The organism is uncultured Winogradskyella sp. (assembly GCF_937958655.1).
Classification (GTDB): Bacteria; Bacteroidota; Bacteroidia; order Flavobacteriales; family Flavobacteriaceae; genus Winogradskyella.
The window spans coordinates 1-13,694 of record NZ_CALGNH010000049.1; the positions used below are offsets into that span (position 1 = coordinate 1).

General features: G+C 32.8%; 13 protein-coding genes. 2 read left to right on the forward strand and 11 right to left on the reverse strand.

The genetic code is table 11. From position 1 onward, the window contains the following. Positions 1–312: 312 nt before the first annotated feature. Positions 313–1,353 carry a tyrosine-type recombinase/integrase gene (locus Q0800_RS09785; RefSeq protein WP_299129219.1) on the forward strand — a complete coding sequence of 347 codons (1,041 nt, stop codon included), beginning with the start codon at positions 313–315 and terminating at the stop codon, positions 1,351–1,353. Positions 1,354–1,370: 17 nt separating this feature from the next. Here the strand turns inward: Q0800_RS09785 and Q0800_RS09790 are convergent, their stop codons facing one another. From Q0800_RS09790 to Q0800_RS09805, 4 genes are read right to left on the reverse strand one after another with little or no spacing between them, the layout of a single operon-like run. Continuing rightward, positions 1,371–1,760: a VOC family protein gene (locus Q0800_RS09790; protein WP_299129220.1), complete on the reverse strand. Its 390-nt coding sequence runs from the start codon at positions 1,758–1,760 to the stop codon at positions 1,371–1,373. 39 nt (positions 1,761–1,799) lie between these two features. Next, positions 1,800–2,231 (reverse strand): DUF4268 domain-containing protein, encoded by a 432-nt coding sequence (locus tag Q0800_RS09795; RefSeq protein WP_299129221.1) that lies wholly within the window; start codon positions 2,229–2,231, stop codon positions 1,800–1,802. Between the two features lie 41 nt (positions 2,232–2,272). Further along, positions 2,273–2,947, reverse strand: coding sequence for a ZIP family metal transporter (locus Q0800_RS09800; protein ID WP_299129222.1), 675 nt, complete (start codon positions 2,945–2,947; stop codon positions 2,273–2,275). Then, positions 2,948–3,679, reverse strand: a complete 732-nt coding sequence (locus Q0800_RS09805) for a methyltransferase domain-containing protein (RefSeq protein ID WP_299129223.1) — start codon at positions 3,677–3,679, stop codon at positions 2,948–2,950. A gap of 55 nt (positions 3,680–3,734) precedes the next feature. Between Q0800_RS09805 and Q0800_RS09810 the strand changes: the two genes are divergently transcribed. Beyond that, a complete protein-coding gene (locus Q0800_RS09810) occupies positions 3,735–4,892 on the forward strand; it encodes a THUMP domain-containing protein (protein ID WP_299129224.1) in 1,158 nt (385 codons plus the stop codon). 87 nt (positions 4,893–4,979) lie between these two features. On the opposite strand, the gene Q0800_RS09815 is transcribed toward Q0800_RS09810, so the two are convergent. The 7 genes from Q0800_RS09815 to Q0800_RS09845 form a co-directional block, all read right to left on the reverse strand. Next, positions 4,980–5,456: a hypothetical protein gene (locus Q0800_RS09815; protein ID WP_299129225.1), complete on the reverse strand. Its 477-nt coding sequence runs from the start codon at positions 5,454–5,456 to the stop codon at positions 4,980–4,982. Between the two features lies 1 nt (position 5,457). Beyond that, positions 5,458–6,150 carry a response regulator transcription factor gene (locus tag Q0800_RS09820; RefSeq protein ID WP_299129226.1) on the reverse strand — a complete coding sequence of 231 codons (693 nt, stop codon included), beginning with the start codon at positions 6,148–6,150 and terminating at the stop codon, positions 5,458–5,460. After that, on the reverse strand, positions 6,140–7,204 hold the full coding sequence (locus tag Q0800_RS09825) for a sensor histidine kinase (protein ID WP_299129227.1): 1,065 nt from the start codon (positions 7,202–7,204) through the stop codon (positions 6,140–6,142). Before Q0800_RS09825 ends, Q0800_RS09820 begins: the two co-directional genes overlap by 11 nt. Next, positions 7,191–7,880 (reverse strand): hypothetical protein, encoded by a 690-nt coding sequence (locus Q0800_RS09830; RefSeq protein ID WP_299129228.1) that lies wholly within the window; start codon positions 7,878–7,880, stop codon positions 7,191–7,193. The genes Q0800_RS09825 and Q0800_RS09830 overlap by 14 nt, the downstream gene beginning before the upstream one ends. A 96-nt stretch (positions 7,881–7,976) precedes the next feature. Further along, the gene (locus Q0800_RS09835; RefSeq protein WP_299129229.1) at positions 7,977–8,249 is read right to left on the reverse strand and encodes a DUF202 domain-containing protein; all 273 of its coding nucleotides are present in this window, start codon (positions 8,247–8,249) and stop codon (positions 7,977–7,979) included. 90 nt (positions 8,250–8,339) lie between these two features. After that, positions 8,340–10,751 carry an alpha-ketoacid dehydrogenase subunit alpha/beta gene (locus Q0800_RS09840; protein WP_299129230.1) on the reverse strand — a complete coding sequence of 804 codons (2,412 nt, stop codon included), beginning with the start codon at positions 10,749–10,751 and terminating at the stop codon, positions 8,340–8,342. A 154-nt stretch (positions 10,752–10,905) separates the two neighbouring features. Continuing rightward, positions 10,906–13,683 (reverse strand): metalloprotease, encoded by a 2,778-nt coding sequence (locus Q0800_RS09845; protein ID WP_299129231.1) that lies wholly within the window; start codon positions 13,681–13,683, stop codon positions 10,906–10,908. Positions 13,684–13,694 lie beyond the last annotated feature (11 nt).

Genomic DNA, 13,694 nt, shown 5'->3' on the forward strand with positions numbered 1-13,694 from the left:
TTGTAAATTCCACAGGCAATCCTTCTGACCAATTTCCTTCCGGAATTGGCACGTACATTTTTCCGTATGGTGGAAGTCCTTTTAAAATTTCAAATATTGAATTCAATTATGATGTTTTTTAGCTTGCTTACAACTCGTAAATAAGTCTGTATTTACGTATTTATTTTTAAAAATAATAATTATTTGTAAACCCAATGAATTTAAAGGGTTTTATTTTTTTAGTAGTCAGGTATTTTGTATATCAAAATACGTATATTTACATAAAGTGTTATACAAAATACCTGTATGAATTTAAAATATTATAGCTTTTCAATGTCATCCCATAGAGGTAATGCCGTTATACTTATTTCATTTCCTTACAGGCAAGATTTAATCAAAGCTTTAAGGCAGCGGTTTCCATCTGCTAAATGGAGTGCTACAAAAAAATCGTGGTATTTGCCAGACCTCAATGTAGTTAGAACCGCCTTAAATTTAATGCCCAAAGACAATCTAAAAGCTAAAGCATCTAAAATTCATCTCGTAAATAGGCAAGCATTTTTAAATTTAAATGAACAGCTCAGTTTAAAAGGTTACAGTCCAAGTACTAAAAGAATTTACATTGCTGAGTTTATGCACCTGCTAGATTTATTAGATGACTATGACGTAAAAGATTTATCTCCTAAACGCTTAAAAGACTACTTTCTCTATTGTATTAAAATTGAGAAAATGAGTGAACGAAAACTTAATGGAAAAATCAATGCTATTAAATTTTATTTTGAGCAGGTACTGAACAGACCAAAAATGTTTTTTGATATTCCTAGACCTAAAAAACCACTAACACTTCCCAAGATGTTAAGTAAATCTGAAGTAAAAAAACTTTTTAGAGTCACCACTAATTTAAAACATAAAATAGCACTACAATTAACATACGGAATGGGTTTACGAGTGTCCGAAGTCGTAAGACTTAAACTTACAGATATTGATAGTAAGCGTATGGTCGTTCATCTCAATGGTGCTAAAGGAAAAAAAGACCGTTATGTGCCTTTACCAGAATCTGTTTTACCTCTGCTTAGAGAATATTATATAACCTATAAACCAAAAGAGTTTTTGCTAGAGGGACAGTATGGTGGCGTTTATGCTAGATCTAGTCTGCAACAAGTCTTTAAAAAAGCAATGCGCAAGGCTAGAATAAAAAAGAATATAGGCATACATGGACTTAGACATTCCTATGCTACGCACCTTTTAGAGTCTGGTGCTGATATGCGTTTTATACAAGAGTTGTTAGGCCATAATTCTATAAAAACAACACAGGTATATACTAAGGTTACGCCACGGAGTATGTCTAAAATTAAGAGTCCATTAGATACCTTATAACCATTTTGTAAAGTAGGCTATTTAGCAACGTCATTATTAACTTCTATCCAATAACCGTCGGGATCTTTAAAGTAGATTTGTCGTATACCATCATCCCGTACATAATCCTTATTAGGAGTATTTTCCCAATCAGAATATGCAATTTTTAACCCGTTTAAGTGATTTATAAACGTATTAATATCCTTCGTTGCTAGTGCAAAGTGTACTGCTTTATTAATCGTAATCTCAAATTGAGGTCTTGGGATTAAATGAATTTGTACGTTTTTAGTTAGCATCAACCATCGTGTTTCAGTTACAGAAGCTGTATTTTTAATTTCATTTAGGTTGAAAACGCTTTGGTAAAAATCAACAGATTTCGCTACGTCTTTTACAGATATAGCAATATGATTAAAAGAAAATAATTGCATTACATAGTTTTATAGGGCAGTAAATATAAATATTACAGTCTAAGAGACCTTAATGATATCTCTATATTCTTCAAAAAAAGATTCAAATAAAATCATGTTAGTATTAAAAAATTCCATCACAGCACGCCAGGTGTTTTTGTTGTGTATGGATACTTTTTGAGGTATAGAAATATAAATACGAGAGAGTTCTTTTCCATTTTCTAGATAGAATTCTTCTTCATAAATAGCATCGGGTAAATAGTCATTTCGAAGAATACTTTTTAAAGCTACTAACTTTTCCCAGCAATTGATCCTGTTTTCCAAGTCATCTTCTAAATCTAAGGCAATTAAGGCCGATGTAGTGTCAAAATGAAATTTAAAAGCAACTCCTTTTATTTTTGTATTGTATAATAGCCATTTTCTAGGAAAAGACTTCCCAAAACTGGTCCAGAATTCTTGTCTTAAAGCTCTACTTTCTTCTTTGCTAAACATTATTTTTAATTGACAGCTAAGACCTACTAATCCATAAGTTATTAAATAAAATAAGCAATTAAAACTCCCAAACAAATGGCTACCAGCTTAGATAAATTAAATTTATGACCCTCACTTGCCTCAAAAAGAATGGTTGTAGAAATGTGTAAAAATATACCAATAACTAAAGCATTAATGCTTACCAATACTTTTTGGTCTAAGCTCACCGTATTAGATATAAAGGTTCCCAAAGGTGTCATTACTGCAAAAATGAAAATAAAGCTAATAATTTGCACTTTTTTACATTTTGATTTTAATAGGTAAGAGGTAAGCAAAGCTGCAATGGGTATTTTGTGTATAAAGACGCCATAGATCATTGTATTATGTTGATGAATCGGAAAACCCTCCAAAAAACTATGGATACAAAGACTAATAAAAAGTAACCACGGAAAGTCTAAATTTTCTTTATGAATATGCACATGGCCATGCTCTGCACCTTTAGAAAAAAACTCTAAAACAATTTGCAGAAGAATACCGCACATTATAAAAAAACCAGTGGATTTAGCATCTAAATGATCATAGACCTCTGGTAGTAAATCAAATAAAGTTAATGCCAATAAAAAAGCACCACTAAACGATAAAAGTAGTTTAGTGTGTATAGATTTTTGACTTTTGGTTAATAAAGCGATAAGTACACCAATAACTATGGCATATATAGGAAAGAGATACTTATTCATTTACTTAAAAATCATAATTAACCGCTCAGAGGTTTTTGGATGATATTTGTGTAATTTATAATCTCCAAATACATCTAATAAATGAACTCCTGCTTTGTTAAATAATACATTAAAATCTTCTAGTGTTAGTGCTTTAACACGTTCTTGAAATTTATAGTTTTCATCATCTATTTTAAAACTAATATCCTTAACAATGTATCCATCTACAACACGGCGTTTTTGATTAAATGCTATGCCGTCTATGGTTTTTGTGTTTTCAGCAACCAAATTTTCTATCACAAAATTGCTGTTCATAAAATCAATTACGCCAAATCCAAATTCGTTTAACTCTGCTTTAATAGATGTAATGGTTTGTAGATTGCAGTCTTCATTTTCAAAGTACCCAAAACTTGTAAAAAGATTAAAAACGGCATCAAAAGTATCAGGATAAGGTTTAGTCATGTCATGCACATTAAACCGCAGGGTGTCATTAGCAAACTGTTTAGCGTAGGTTATGCTTTGTTCAGATAAATCAACACCAGTAACATTATAACCTAAAGTGTTTAAATAAACAGAATGCCTTCCCTTACCACAAGCCAAATCAAGGATCTTACCACCTTCTGGGATGTTGAGGTAATTGGTAAGGTTATCCATAAAGTTTTGGGCTTCGGTATAATCTCTGTCTTTATATAGAATGTGATAGTATGGTGTATCAAACCAAGATGCATACCACGCTTTTGTTGGTTTTGTCATAATGCTAATTGTACTACAAAAATACTGTATTTTTGCATTCCTTTAGACGTAAGTTATGAACGATAATTTTAAGATGGTTGCCAAGACTTTATTTGGTTTTGAAGACCTATTAGCAAAAGAACTAACCCAACTTGATGCCATGGAGGTTACAAAAGGTGTCCGTAATGTTAGCTTTGTTGGCGATAAAGGCTTTATGTACAAGGCTAATTTGGGATTAAGAACGGCCATTAAAATTCTTAAACCAATAAAGTCTTTTAGAGTTACCAAAGAAGAGGATCTTTATAAAAATGTAAAAGATATAAAGTGGGAGAACTACCTTAAATCCACTGGCGCTTTGGCGGTAGATGCTACCGTGCATCATAGTGTGTTTACTCACTCGCAATACACGGCCTTAAAGTGCAAAGATGCCATTGTAGATCGTTTTAGAGAACATAGCGGCACTAGGCCTAATGTAGATTTACGATTTCCAGATCTTAAAATTAATGTACACATAGATCGGCAACGTTGTACCATTTCTTTAGATACCTCGGGTGAATCTTTACACCGTAGAGGCTATAAAACAGCAACCAATATTGCACCAATTAACGAAGTACTTGCAGCGGGCTTAATCTTAATGAGCGGTTGGGATGGCCAAACCGATTTTATGGATCCAATGTGTGGTAGTGGTACCATACTTGCTGAGGCGGCAATGATTGCTTGTAATATACCACCAAATCTAATGCGTAAAGAATTTGCCTTTGAACGTTGGGAAGATTGGGATGTAGATTTATTTGAAAAAATTGAAGAATCTTTATTAAAAAAGACGAGAGATTTTCATCACCGAATTATAGGTTACGACAAATCACCTTCTGCAGTTACCAAAGCCAAAGAAAATATTAAGAATGCACACTTAGATGAATTTGTCCACATTCAGCACGAAGATTTCTTTAAAACCCAAAAAGCGGGTAACGATAAATTACAAATGGTGTTTAATCCACCTTATGGAGAGCGCCTAGAAAATCTAAATATTGAAGCGTTTTATGGTAATATTGGTACAACCTTAAAACATGGTTACCCAAATACCAATGCTTGGTTAATTACCTCTAATCTCGAAGCACTAAAGTATATTGGTTTAAGACCATCTCGAAAAATCAAAGTGTTTAACGCAAAATTAGAGTCTCGCTTGGTAAAATACGAAATGTATGAAGGTAGCAAGAAGACTAAAAAACAGTAAGTTGTTGGTTGTTAGTTCTTGGTTTTGTTTGTTGGTTTCAGGTTTAATAACTCTAATCAATTTAACCCGTCTAAAAAGCCCAATAAACTACACTTCCAAATCCTCTAATTGCAAGTTATAATCGTACTGTAAATCTTCATGTAGGACACTTATCTTTTTCTTAAGCGCAATAATTTGGCGTTCGTATAGGTTACTTAAGGTTTTGTTTCTGTGAATAGAAGGATTAAGTTCATTTAACCGTTCGCAAAAATAGAGTAGGAGCTCTACTTCCGTGGATTTTTTTAATGAATACCTACTATAGACTCTTATTTGTCTTAAAATCTTTCTAATCGTCTTTTTCATGTAGAAATAACTCGCCGTGTTAATGCTGTCAAAGAGTTCGTCTAATGTAGATTTAATGCTTGTAATGTAGCCATCCTCATCATGAGATTCAAAAAGTAAGTAGGTGAGTAAGGCTTTATTTTCTTTTTTAAACTTTCCTAAGCGTAAGCAAAGTTCTAAAAGGTCTTCTTTGGGTAAATGTTGAAGCTCTTTTTTAATCGTAACAATAGATGCAATCTTCATATTACAAATTTAAGGCTTTTAAAACGGATTGCTTATAGGTTGGTCCTATTGGAATAGTGTGAGAATCTACCGCAATTTTATTTCTGATGAGGTGATGCATTCTATTGAGATTAATACTGTAAGATTTGTGTATTCTCAAAAAATAATCTGGTAATTTCCCTATAAGATTAGAAAACGTGCTATGGGTCACAATTGTTTTATCTACGGCGTGCACTTTTACATAGTCTCCAAAAGCTTCAACGTATTGTATGTCTTTAAATAATATTTTATGTATGGCTTTATTTTCTTTTAAAATTATAAATTCACTAGTTATGTTAACGTTATTAAATTTATTTAAGACTTTGTTTATGGCGATTAAAAACCGCTCATAAGAAAAGGGTTTTAATAGGTAATCTGTGGCATTAACTTCAAAGCCTTCAACGGCATATTGAGAATAGGCTGTGGTAAAAATAACCTGTGGTGCATCTTTTAACGATTTGTAAAAATCTAGCCCATTTTGTTGCGGCACGTTAATATCTAAAAATAATAAATCTACATCTCTATGTATTTGAAGATGTTTAAAAGCTTCAGAAGTAGTGTTACATGTCTTTTTTAATTCTAATACTTCGGTGTTTTTTATGAAGTACTGAAGAACTTTTTGTGAGGATAACTCGTCATCAATTATTATACAAGATATATATTTTTTAGATTTCATTTGTAAGTTTTAGTAAAACTTTAAATTGCTCTGGTGTTTCTACAACTTCAAAATAATGGCGGTTAGGATACACTAAATTTAGATTATTTTTTAGATTTTTTAAACCCACACCAGAGTCTTTAGCCTTTAGTTTATTATCCGTGTTAAGGTTGGTGTTTTTAATACAAAATTCAAAATTGTTTTTATTTTGAGTTAGATCTATTTTTATGCGTTTTGGTTCTTCTCCAGAAATAATACCGTACTTGTAACTGTTTTCTATGAGTGGCAGTAAAAGCATTGGGTATATTTTATAATGCTCGTTTTCTATATTAATATTTAGGTCAGTGGGTATTGGTGTCTTAAACCTATAATTTTGAAATGCAATATAATTCGTAATCAATTTTACTTCATCTTTTAGTATCACACGTTCAGTATCAGTATCGTAAATAACATAACGTAAAATGTCCGACAATTGCACAATAGCCTTAGTGGTTTCTGTTTTTTTTTCTAGTGCTAGTGCGTAGATAACATTAAGCGAATTAAATAAAAAGTGGGGATTTATCTGTGCTCTTAAGGCAGATAACTGAGTTTCTATGTGCTGGTTTTTTAAACGTAGAATTTTGTTTTCGTTTGTGTTAAAATAGAACCAATCTTCAGCAAATTTAATTAATGTTGTGGCAACTAAAAAGATTGAAAACACAATAAAAATATCGGTTTTTGAGAGATATGCAATGAAGAAATACTTTGTGAAAACGAGATCTAAAAGCGGCCGTAAAAACCAGCTACTGGTTAACGCAAAAAATACTAAATTGAAGATGAAAGACATTGCATAACTTAAATACTTTTCTTGCTTTAGTAGTCTGGGAATAAGTATATAGAAATTGATACTTACTGGTAGTGCTAGTGTTATTAAAAAGACCATAGTGTAGATGTAATCTACTTTAATTGGAGTATTGCCTTTTGAAAATACAAATACTAATACTACAAAGGCTAATAACCACAAAATGCCATTAAAAATTAATGGTCTGTGGTAATTGGATTTTTTTAGAATGGCATTAAGACTAAGGCTTTGCATTTATTTTTGTTAAGATTAATTTATCAGAAGAATTCCATTTTTCACCATCTTTTTTTAAAGTCGTAAACATGTCCATGTCTAACGCTCTTTTTAAAAACTCGTATAATTCCTCTGAAGATGCCGTTATTAAAAGGTCATTTTCAAAGCCTATTTTTTCATGTTTTAAACGAATCTTTTGTTCTTCAAAAAGTGTTGTAATACGTTCTTCATTTAACCATGTAAGTGACACCGCTTTGTTAGCCTTTATGTTTAACTTAGCTACAGAGTGTGTTTTTAAAAGATGTTTAGCGGCTAAGCTGTTAATTTCGTTATCTTCAATATCTATAGGTATAAAATCTAAAAAATAGGTATCATTAACCTTAAACGGCATTGCAATAAAGCCAGCTTCCTTATTCTTTTTTAAATGTGTTATGTAATACCCTTTGTTGTAGGTTTCATAGATTTTTAGATCTTCATCAGAAAATTTGGCATCGCTTTTTTTATCGGCTTCCATTTTAGCTGAAATGGCTTCTACGGTCCATTGCCCTTTTTTATTATCTACCCAGTTTCCTAAGAGTGCCTTATTAAAGCTTAAATGCTTTTTAATATAAAACGGTTGCAAGGACTTAACAATGCAAGAATTTAATAAAATACCAATCGCAACAGTAACAATAAGGATTGAGGTCTTTGGTTTCATAAACGTTTATTTTTTAAAGTTTATGCTAAACTCAATATTTTTGACCCGATTGACAATAAATTTCGATTAACAAAGCGCAACTCCTGCCATATACATTTAATAGTGTCTTCTAATTGTGTTCTTAACTCTAAAAAGGCGAAAAACACCTATAAAAAGTATAATGGCGGAGATTATAATAAGGATAATACCGTAAGATTCTAGGTCCGAAAAAAACTCTAGTTTAAGTATTGTTACTCCTGTTCCTAAAATGACTAAAAAAGTTCTAAAATATGCTAAAAATGTACGCTCATTAGCAAGTTTGGTGCGCTCTATGGCTAACCAATCTCTTGTAATTAGAGGTTGTTGGTCGGTATTATTTTGCTGTGTCATTAATGAGTGCCTGTTAAAAGATGATTACTTAAGATTCCTAAATTTACGATTTTCCAAATTTAGTAAAATGAGTTTCGTTACGTTTTAAACTTAGCGTAACTTTGGATAATCGTTAGGATTCGTTTCGTGCATAACACCATATACGGCTTCAAAAATATCTTCTGTAGAGGGTTTAGAGAAGTAGTCTCCATCTGTGCCATAAGCAGGTCTATGAGCTTGTGCTGCTAAAGTTTTTGGTGCACTATCTAAGTAATTAAAGGCATTTTGTACATTTAAGAGTTGGTCTAATATATATGCAGATGCACCACCTTTGACGTCCTCGTCTATAACCATTACACGATTTGTTTTGGCTATACTCTTAACAATATCGTGGTTTAAATCAAAAGGTAATAAGGATTGAATATCTATAATCTCTGCATCTATGCCCACTTCTAATAAGTCCTTAGCGGCTTGTTCTACAAGTCTTAAGGTAGAGCCATAAGAGACTAAAGTAATGTCTTCACCTTCTTTAATAGTTTCTACAATACCAATAGGTGTTTTAAAGGCTCCAATATTAGATGGCATTTTTTCTTTGAGACGATACCCATTTAAACACTCTATAACTAAAGCGGGTTCATCACTTTCTAAAAGGGTATTGTAAAATCCTGCAGCTTTAGTCATATTTCTTGGTACTAAAACATGGATTCCTCTAATTAAATTTAATACTCCACCCATTTGAGAACCAGAGTGCCAAATGCCTTCTAAACGATGACCACGCGTTCTAACAATTAAGGGAGCTTTTTGTCGCCCTTTTGTTCTGTATTGTACCGTCGCCAGATCATCACTCATTATTTGAAGTGCGTACAGTATATAATCTAAATACTGAATCTCTGCTATAGGTCGCAATCCGCGCATGGCCATACCTATGCCTTGCCCTAAGATTGTAGCTTCTCTAATACCTGTGTCAGAAACTCTTAATTCGCCAAACTTTTCTTGCAATCCTTCTAAACCTTGATTAACATCTCCAATTCGGCCTGCATCTTCCCCAAAAATTAAGGTTTCGGGATAGGTTGTAAAAATAGCTTCAAAATTATCTCGTAATACAATGCGACCATCAACTTCTTTAGCATCTTCGGTATAGATAGGTTTTACTTCGTTTTGATGAATAGCTTTGTGGCTAGACTCACTATACAAGTGCGAACTGTATTTTGGTTGAATTACCGCGAAGTAATCATTAATCCAATGTTGTAACTGTGTTTTTATAGGCGATTCTTCTGAAACAACATAGCGCAATGCTTTGCGTGCTGTTGAAAGTACATCCTTTCTAAGCGGCTCATCAATTATAGATAAATCGTTGATAAGTTTAGTAATAAAAATACCGTTGCTACTCGTTGCTGCCAATTGTTTTAACAGAGCAATAACTTGTTGTTTTTCTTCTATTATTGGCTTAATAAATGAGGACCAAGCTGCTTTTCTGCCTTGTCTTACCGCTTTTTTAATTTCTTTTTCTAATGGCGCTAATTCATCGTCTGTGGCAATATTATTTTCAATCATCCATTGACGCATTTGGGCATTACAGTCATATTCTCTTTCCCATGCTAAACGTGTTGTGTTTTTATAGCGTTCGTGAGAGCCAGAGGTAGAATGACCTTGCGGTTGTGTTAATTGTTGCACATGAATCATCACTGGCACATGGTCTTTACGCGATATTTGCGCTGCACGCTGATAGGTGTCTATAAGCTCAGGGTAATTCCATCCATTAACCCTAAATATTTCGTAGCCGTTAGTGCCTTTATCTCTTTGAAATCCTTTTAGAATTTCTGAAATATTTTCTTTTGTAGTTTGGTGTTTTGCATGTACAGAGATACCGTATTCATCATCCCAAATGCTAATAACCATAGGTACTTGTAATACACCAGCAGCATTAATGGTTTCAAAAAATACACCTTCGCTTGTACTAGCATTTCCTATAGTTCCCCAAGCAATTTCTTGTCCACCTTTTGAGAATTTTGTGGTGTCAATACCTTTAACATTTCGGTATATTTTTGATGCTTGTGCTAATCCTAAAAGTCTTGGCATTTGTGCGGCAGTAGGTGAGATATCTGCACTAGAATTTTTTTGTTCGGTTAAATTTTTCCAATTACCATGTTCATCTAAACTATGCGTGGCGAAGTGACCTCCCATTTGACGACCAGCTGACATGGGCTCTTCTTTAAGATCTGTATTGGCATATAAACCTGCAAAAAACTGTTCAATCGTTAATTCGCCAATAGCCATCATAAAGGTCTGATCTCTGTAGTATCCAGATCTAAAATCACCATTTTCAAAGGCTTTGGCCCAAGCGATTTGAGGAATTTCTTTACCATCACCAAAAATTCCGAATTTGGCTTTACCAGTTAAGACTTCGCGACGTCCAAGTAAACTGCATTCTCGACTCGTAACAGCAAGCTTATAATCATTTATAACTTCTGATTTAAAGTCGTTGAATGTAATTTCTGTTTTGGTATCGGAGTTGGTCTTCATTCAGGATTAATTTTTGCCATGCAAAAGTACAAAAAAGAGACGTGACCTGCAATAGCTTAGAACTCTTAATTCTTAAAATATTCTCAGTAAAAAGGTTATTTATTTGTTAAAAAATAAGGAATATAAAATATTTTAACATTTCAGTAAGAATATGTTAATACCATTTTCTTCTAAATAAACCTAAAAGCACTTGAGGGTCTACGGAGATTATAAAACGAATTCGTTCGTCGTAATTTGGTTGTGCTATTTCCCACCCTAAACTTGAATAAATAGGGAAGTAGAGTTCTAAATAATCTTCTACAAGATTAAGTCTTATGCCAGAACCATAAACAAATTCTGCTGGGCTAAATTTATTTTTCACTAAGCCAAAATCTCCATAAGCTTGTATATAGCGCCAAATAGAGGTTGTAAAATTAGCCGTTGTCATCCATTGATTTGCAAAAGGAGTTTCTAGCATAGACTTAAAACCACCTTCGGCAATAATAATTTGTTGACTAAATAAACCTGAATCTTCAGACCTTCCTAAATAACTTAAATCAAACAAGTAATCTGTTGGACGGTCTAAGGCAAAACTGAAAAAATTAGAAGTTGGATCTGTATTATTATCTAAAAACATCCCTGCATATAACCTAAAGTTAATATTTCTATTGCTTTTGGTTAACTTTCTAAACTCATAACTGGCGGATAATTTGCTAAACCTTTCTGCAACCTGAAAATCTGCATTAAATCTAGAGAAATTAATAATACCTGGGTTAAAGTGCGAGTACCGTAAATTAAATACCCCATAATCTGGTTCGTCTAAATCCTCTATTATAGCCTCGCTACCGAGTTCTCTAGAAATACTAACATAACGCGCTGAAATTCTATCAACTTTATCTCTCCTAAAGTCACTGTCATCTCTAAATGAGAATGTTACTGACGGGCGAATTCTTGTAAAAAATGCATCTTGCGCAAATGATCTGTATCCTGCTGATATACCATAGGTAATATTAAATAAATTTTGGTTTTCTAAATTGTGCGTGTAAAACGCACTTACACTGCCTGTAAGGCTTTTTGAGCGTGTGGCGTATTGTGGTGAAATTCTATAATTAAGACGTTTTCTAAGTATGGTTTTGTTATAAAATTTAGTCCCTAGAGTTAAGCCGTCATAGATATTATTAAATTCTACTAATGGCATTAAAAACACCTGATTGTAATAAGGGTCTTCTATATCTTTAAAAAGTCTAAACTGTAATGGTTTATTGTTAAGAAACGAGCCGCTAACGGCCTTATAGTTATCTCTTTGGTTAAATTCTGGGATTCTATTGTAATAATCTAAAACAAACTTAGTGGTGCTATCTTTTAGTATGCTTACGGTTTTGGTACCTTTTATGTTTTCTACCCATAGTTTTCCAATAACCGAGTCGTTATTTAGTTTAAACAAGGATACTGGCATATCATTAACACGCTTATTTTTTATAGTAAGGTGTATAGAGTCTTGCGTGGTTTTAACCTTACTTATTTTAAAATCTATTTTTTTTCTTGAGCCTACATAATCTTTAAAAAACCAATCTACATTTTTATTGGTCTTTGTTTTAATAAAAGTTTCAAAACTATCTATGGCAACGGGTTTTAGCTTAGAAGCTTTAAGAAACGAGGTAAGCTCTTGGTCTAGGTCTAAATCTGTAGTAAAGTCGTCTAAATAAGCTAAGCCTAAACCTGCTTTATATTTTCCGGCGATGTTTGCATTAAATTTTATTAAAGAATCCTTAGATGTATTTAAAGGTTGATCTCTATTTTTTCTGGCAATCTCCATAGAATACAGAAAATACTGAAAGTTAAAATCTAAGTCTGCCGCATGAAACGCTCTTATGCCCCAAACATCAGCCAATGTGCCTAAAAGTTTCGTGTCTGGGTAGTAGGTCTCTACATACTTCATCATGTAATAAACCTGTATACCATCGCTGAGCCAATGTTCTTTTCTAGGATTTAGCATTAAGATGTTATCTAAATATTGTCTTAAGGCTGTTTTTAAAAGCTTTAATTCATACTGAAATTGACTTTTAAAAGGTCTAAAAAAACTTGGTAATTGGTTTAAACCGTACAAAGGATCTTTGCCATAATCCATTGCGGTTACTAATAATTTTTTGTGAGGGTAGTTACCTAAATTTTTACTTAAAAACTGCGTAATTCGGTCTGCTATAATTGCTTTTTCTGGGCCAGTTAAACCTTTTTCTTCAATATTTGAAACCACTACAAAATTGTCTGTTTGTACAAATTTAAAGTCTGGAAACTTGTTAATTGATAAATACGAATCTACGCGGTCTTTACCACTTAAAATTGTAGTAAGTGTTTTGTTTTTTAGGTCTGATCGTGTGGTAATCAAATCCAATTCTGACGTTGCTTTATAATTTATAGGATGCGTAATCTCAATAATTATATCGGACTTTGGTATAAAAATATCATCAAGGTTTTTATTGCTGTAATACTGCCATTTACCATTGTAGACTACCGGAGTTAAGTACCAATGCTTTAATTGAAAATCTTTATTTTTTGTTATACCATAGCCTGTAAATGTAGCGTCTGGTAACACAAGGGTGTAATTAAGAACTAGATTAAAGCTCTCATTGGGTAATACCGGCGTTTTTACATCAACTTTTAAAACGTCTGGATGTGCTTTTAAATACGAGTACGCAACCGTTCTGTTATCATTAAGGTTAAAGATGGAGGCTATAAGGGTGAAACCTCTTTGTTTTTTCTTGGCTAAATGAAATTTGGTGGTAAATTCTTCTTCAAACCGTTTGGCTAGTGGTGTAGATTTGGTAGAATAACTTTGGTTCCAATCCGAAATATATAGTGTTTTAAGTGTGTCGGATGAAGTGTTTTTATAATCTATAGTTTGGGTAATGTTTATGGTTTTGGTTTCTACATCTACGTTGGCTTTAATAGCCATACGATTTTGCC

Bases quoted from the DNA above. Each gene is read 5' to 3' on its own strand.
- Q0800_RS09790 (WP_299129220.1), bottom strand. From the start codon at position 1,760: ATGCAATTATTTTCTTTTAATCATATTGCTATATCTGTAAAAGACGTA.
- Q0800_RS09795 (WP_299129221.1), bottom strand. From the start codon at position 2,231: ATGTTTAGCAAAGAAGAAAGTAGAGCTTTAAGACAAGAATTCTGGACC.
- Q0800_RS09825 (WP_299129227.1), bottom strand. From the start codon at position 7,204: ATGCAAAGCCTTAGTCTTAATGCCATTCTAAAAAAATCCAATTACCAC.
- Q0800_RS09805 (WP_299129223.1), bottom strand. From the start codon at position 3,679: ATGACAAAACCAACAAAAGCGTGGTATGCATCTTGGTTTGATACACCA.
- Q0800_RS09785 (WP_299129219.1), top strand. From the start codon at position 313: ATGTCATCCCATAGAGGTAATGCCGTTATACTTATTTCATTTCCTTAC.
- Q0800_RS09800 (WP_299129222.1), bottom strand. From the start codon at position 2,947: ATGAATAAGTATCTCTTTCCTATATATGCCATAGTTATTGGTGTACTT.
- Q0800_RS09835 (WP_299129229.1), bottom strand. From the start codon at position 8,249: ATGACACAGCAAAATAATACCGACCAACAACCTCTAATTACAAGAGAT.
- Q0800_RS09830 (WP_299129228.1), bottom strand. From the start codon at position 7,880: ATGAAACCAAAGACCTCAATCCTTATTGTTACTGTTGCGATTGGTATT.
- Q0800_RS09840 (WP_299129230.1), bottom strand. From the start codon at position 10,751: ATGAAGACCAACTCCGATACCAAAACAGAAATTACATTCAACGACTTT.
- Q0800_RS09810 (WP_299129224.1), top strand. From the start codon at position 3,735: ATGAACGATAATTTTAAGATGGTTGCCAAGACTTTATTTGGTTTTGAA.
- Q0800_RS09845 (WP_299129231.1), bottom strand. From the start codon at position 13,683: ATGGCTATTAAAGCCAACGTAGATGTAGAAACCAAAACCATAAACATT.
- Q0800_RS09820 (WP_299129226.1), bottom strand. From the start codon at position 6,150: ATGAAATCTAAAAAATATATATCTTGTATAATAATTGATGACGAGTTA.
- Q0800_RS09815 (WP_299129225.1), bottom strand. From the start codon at position 5,456: ATGAAGATTGCATCTATTGTTACGATTAAAAAAGAGCTTCAACATTTA.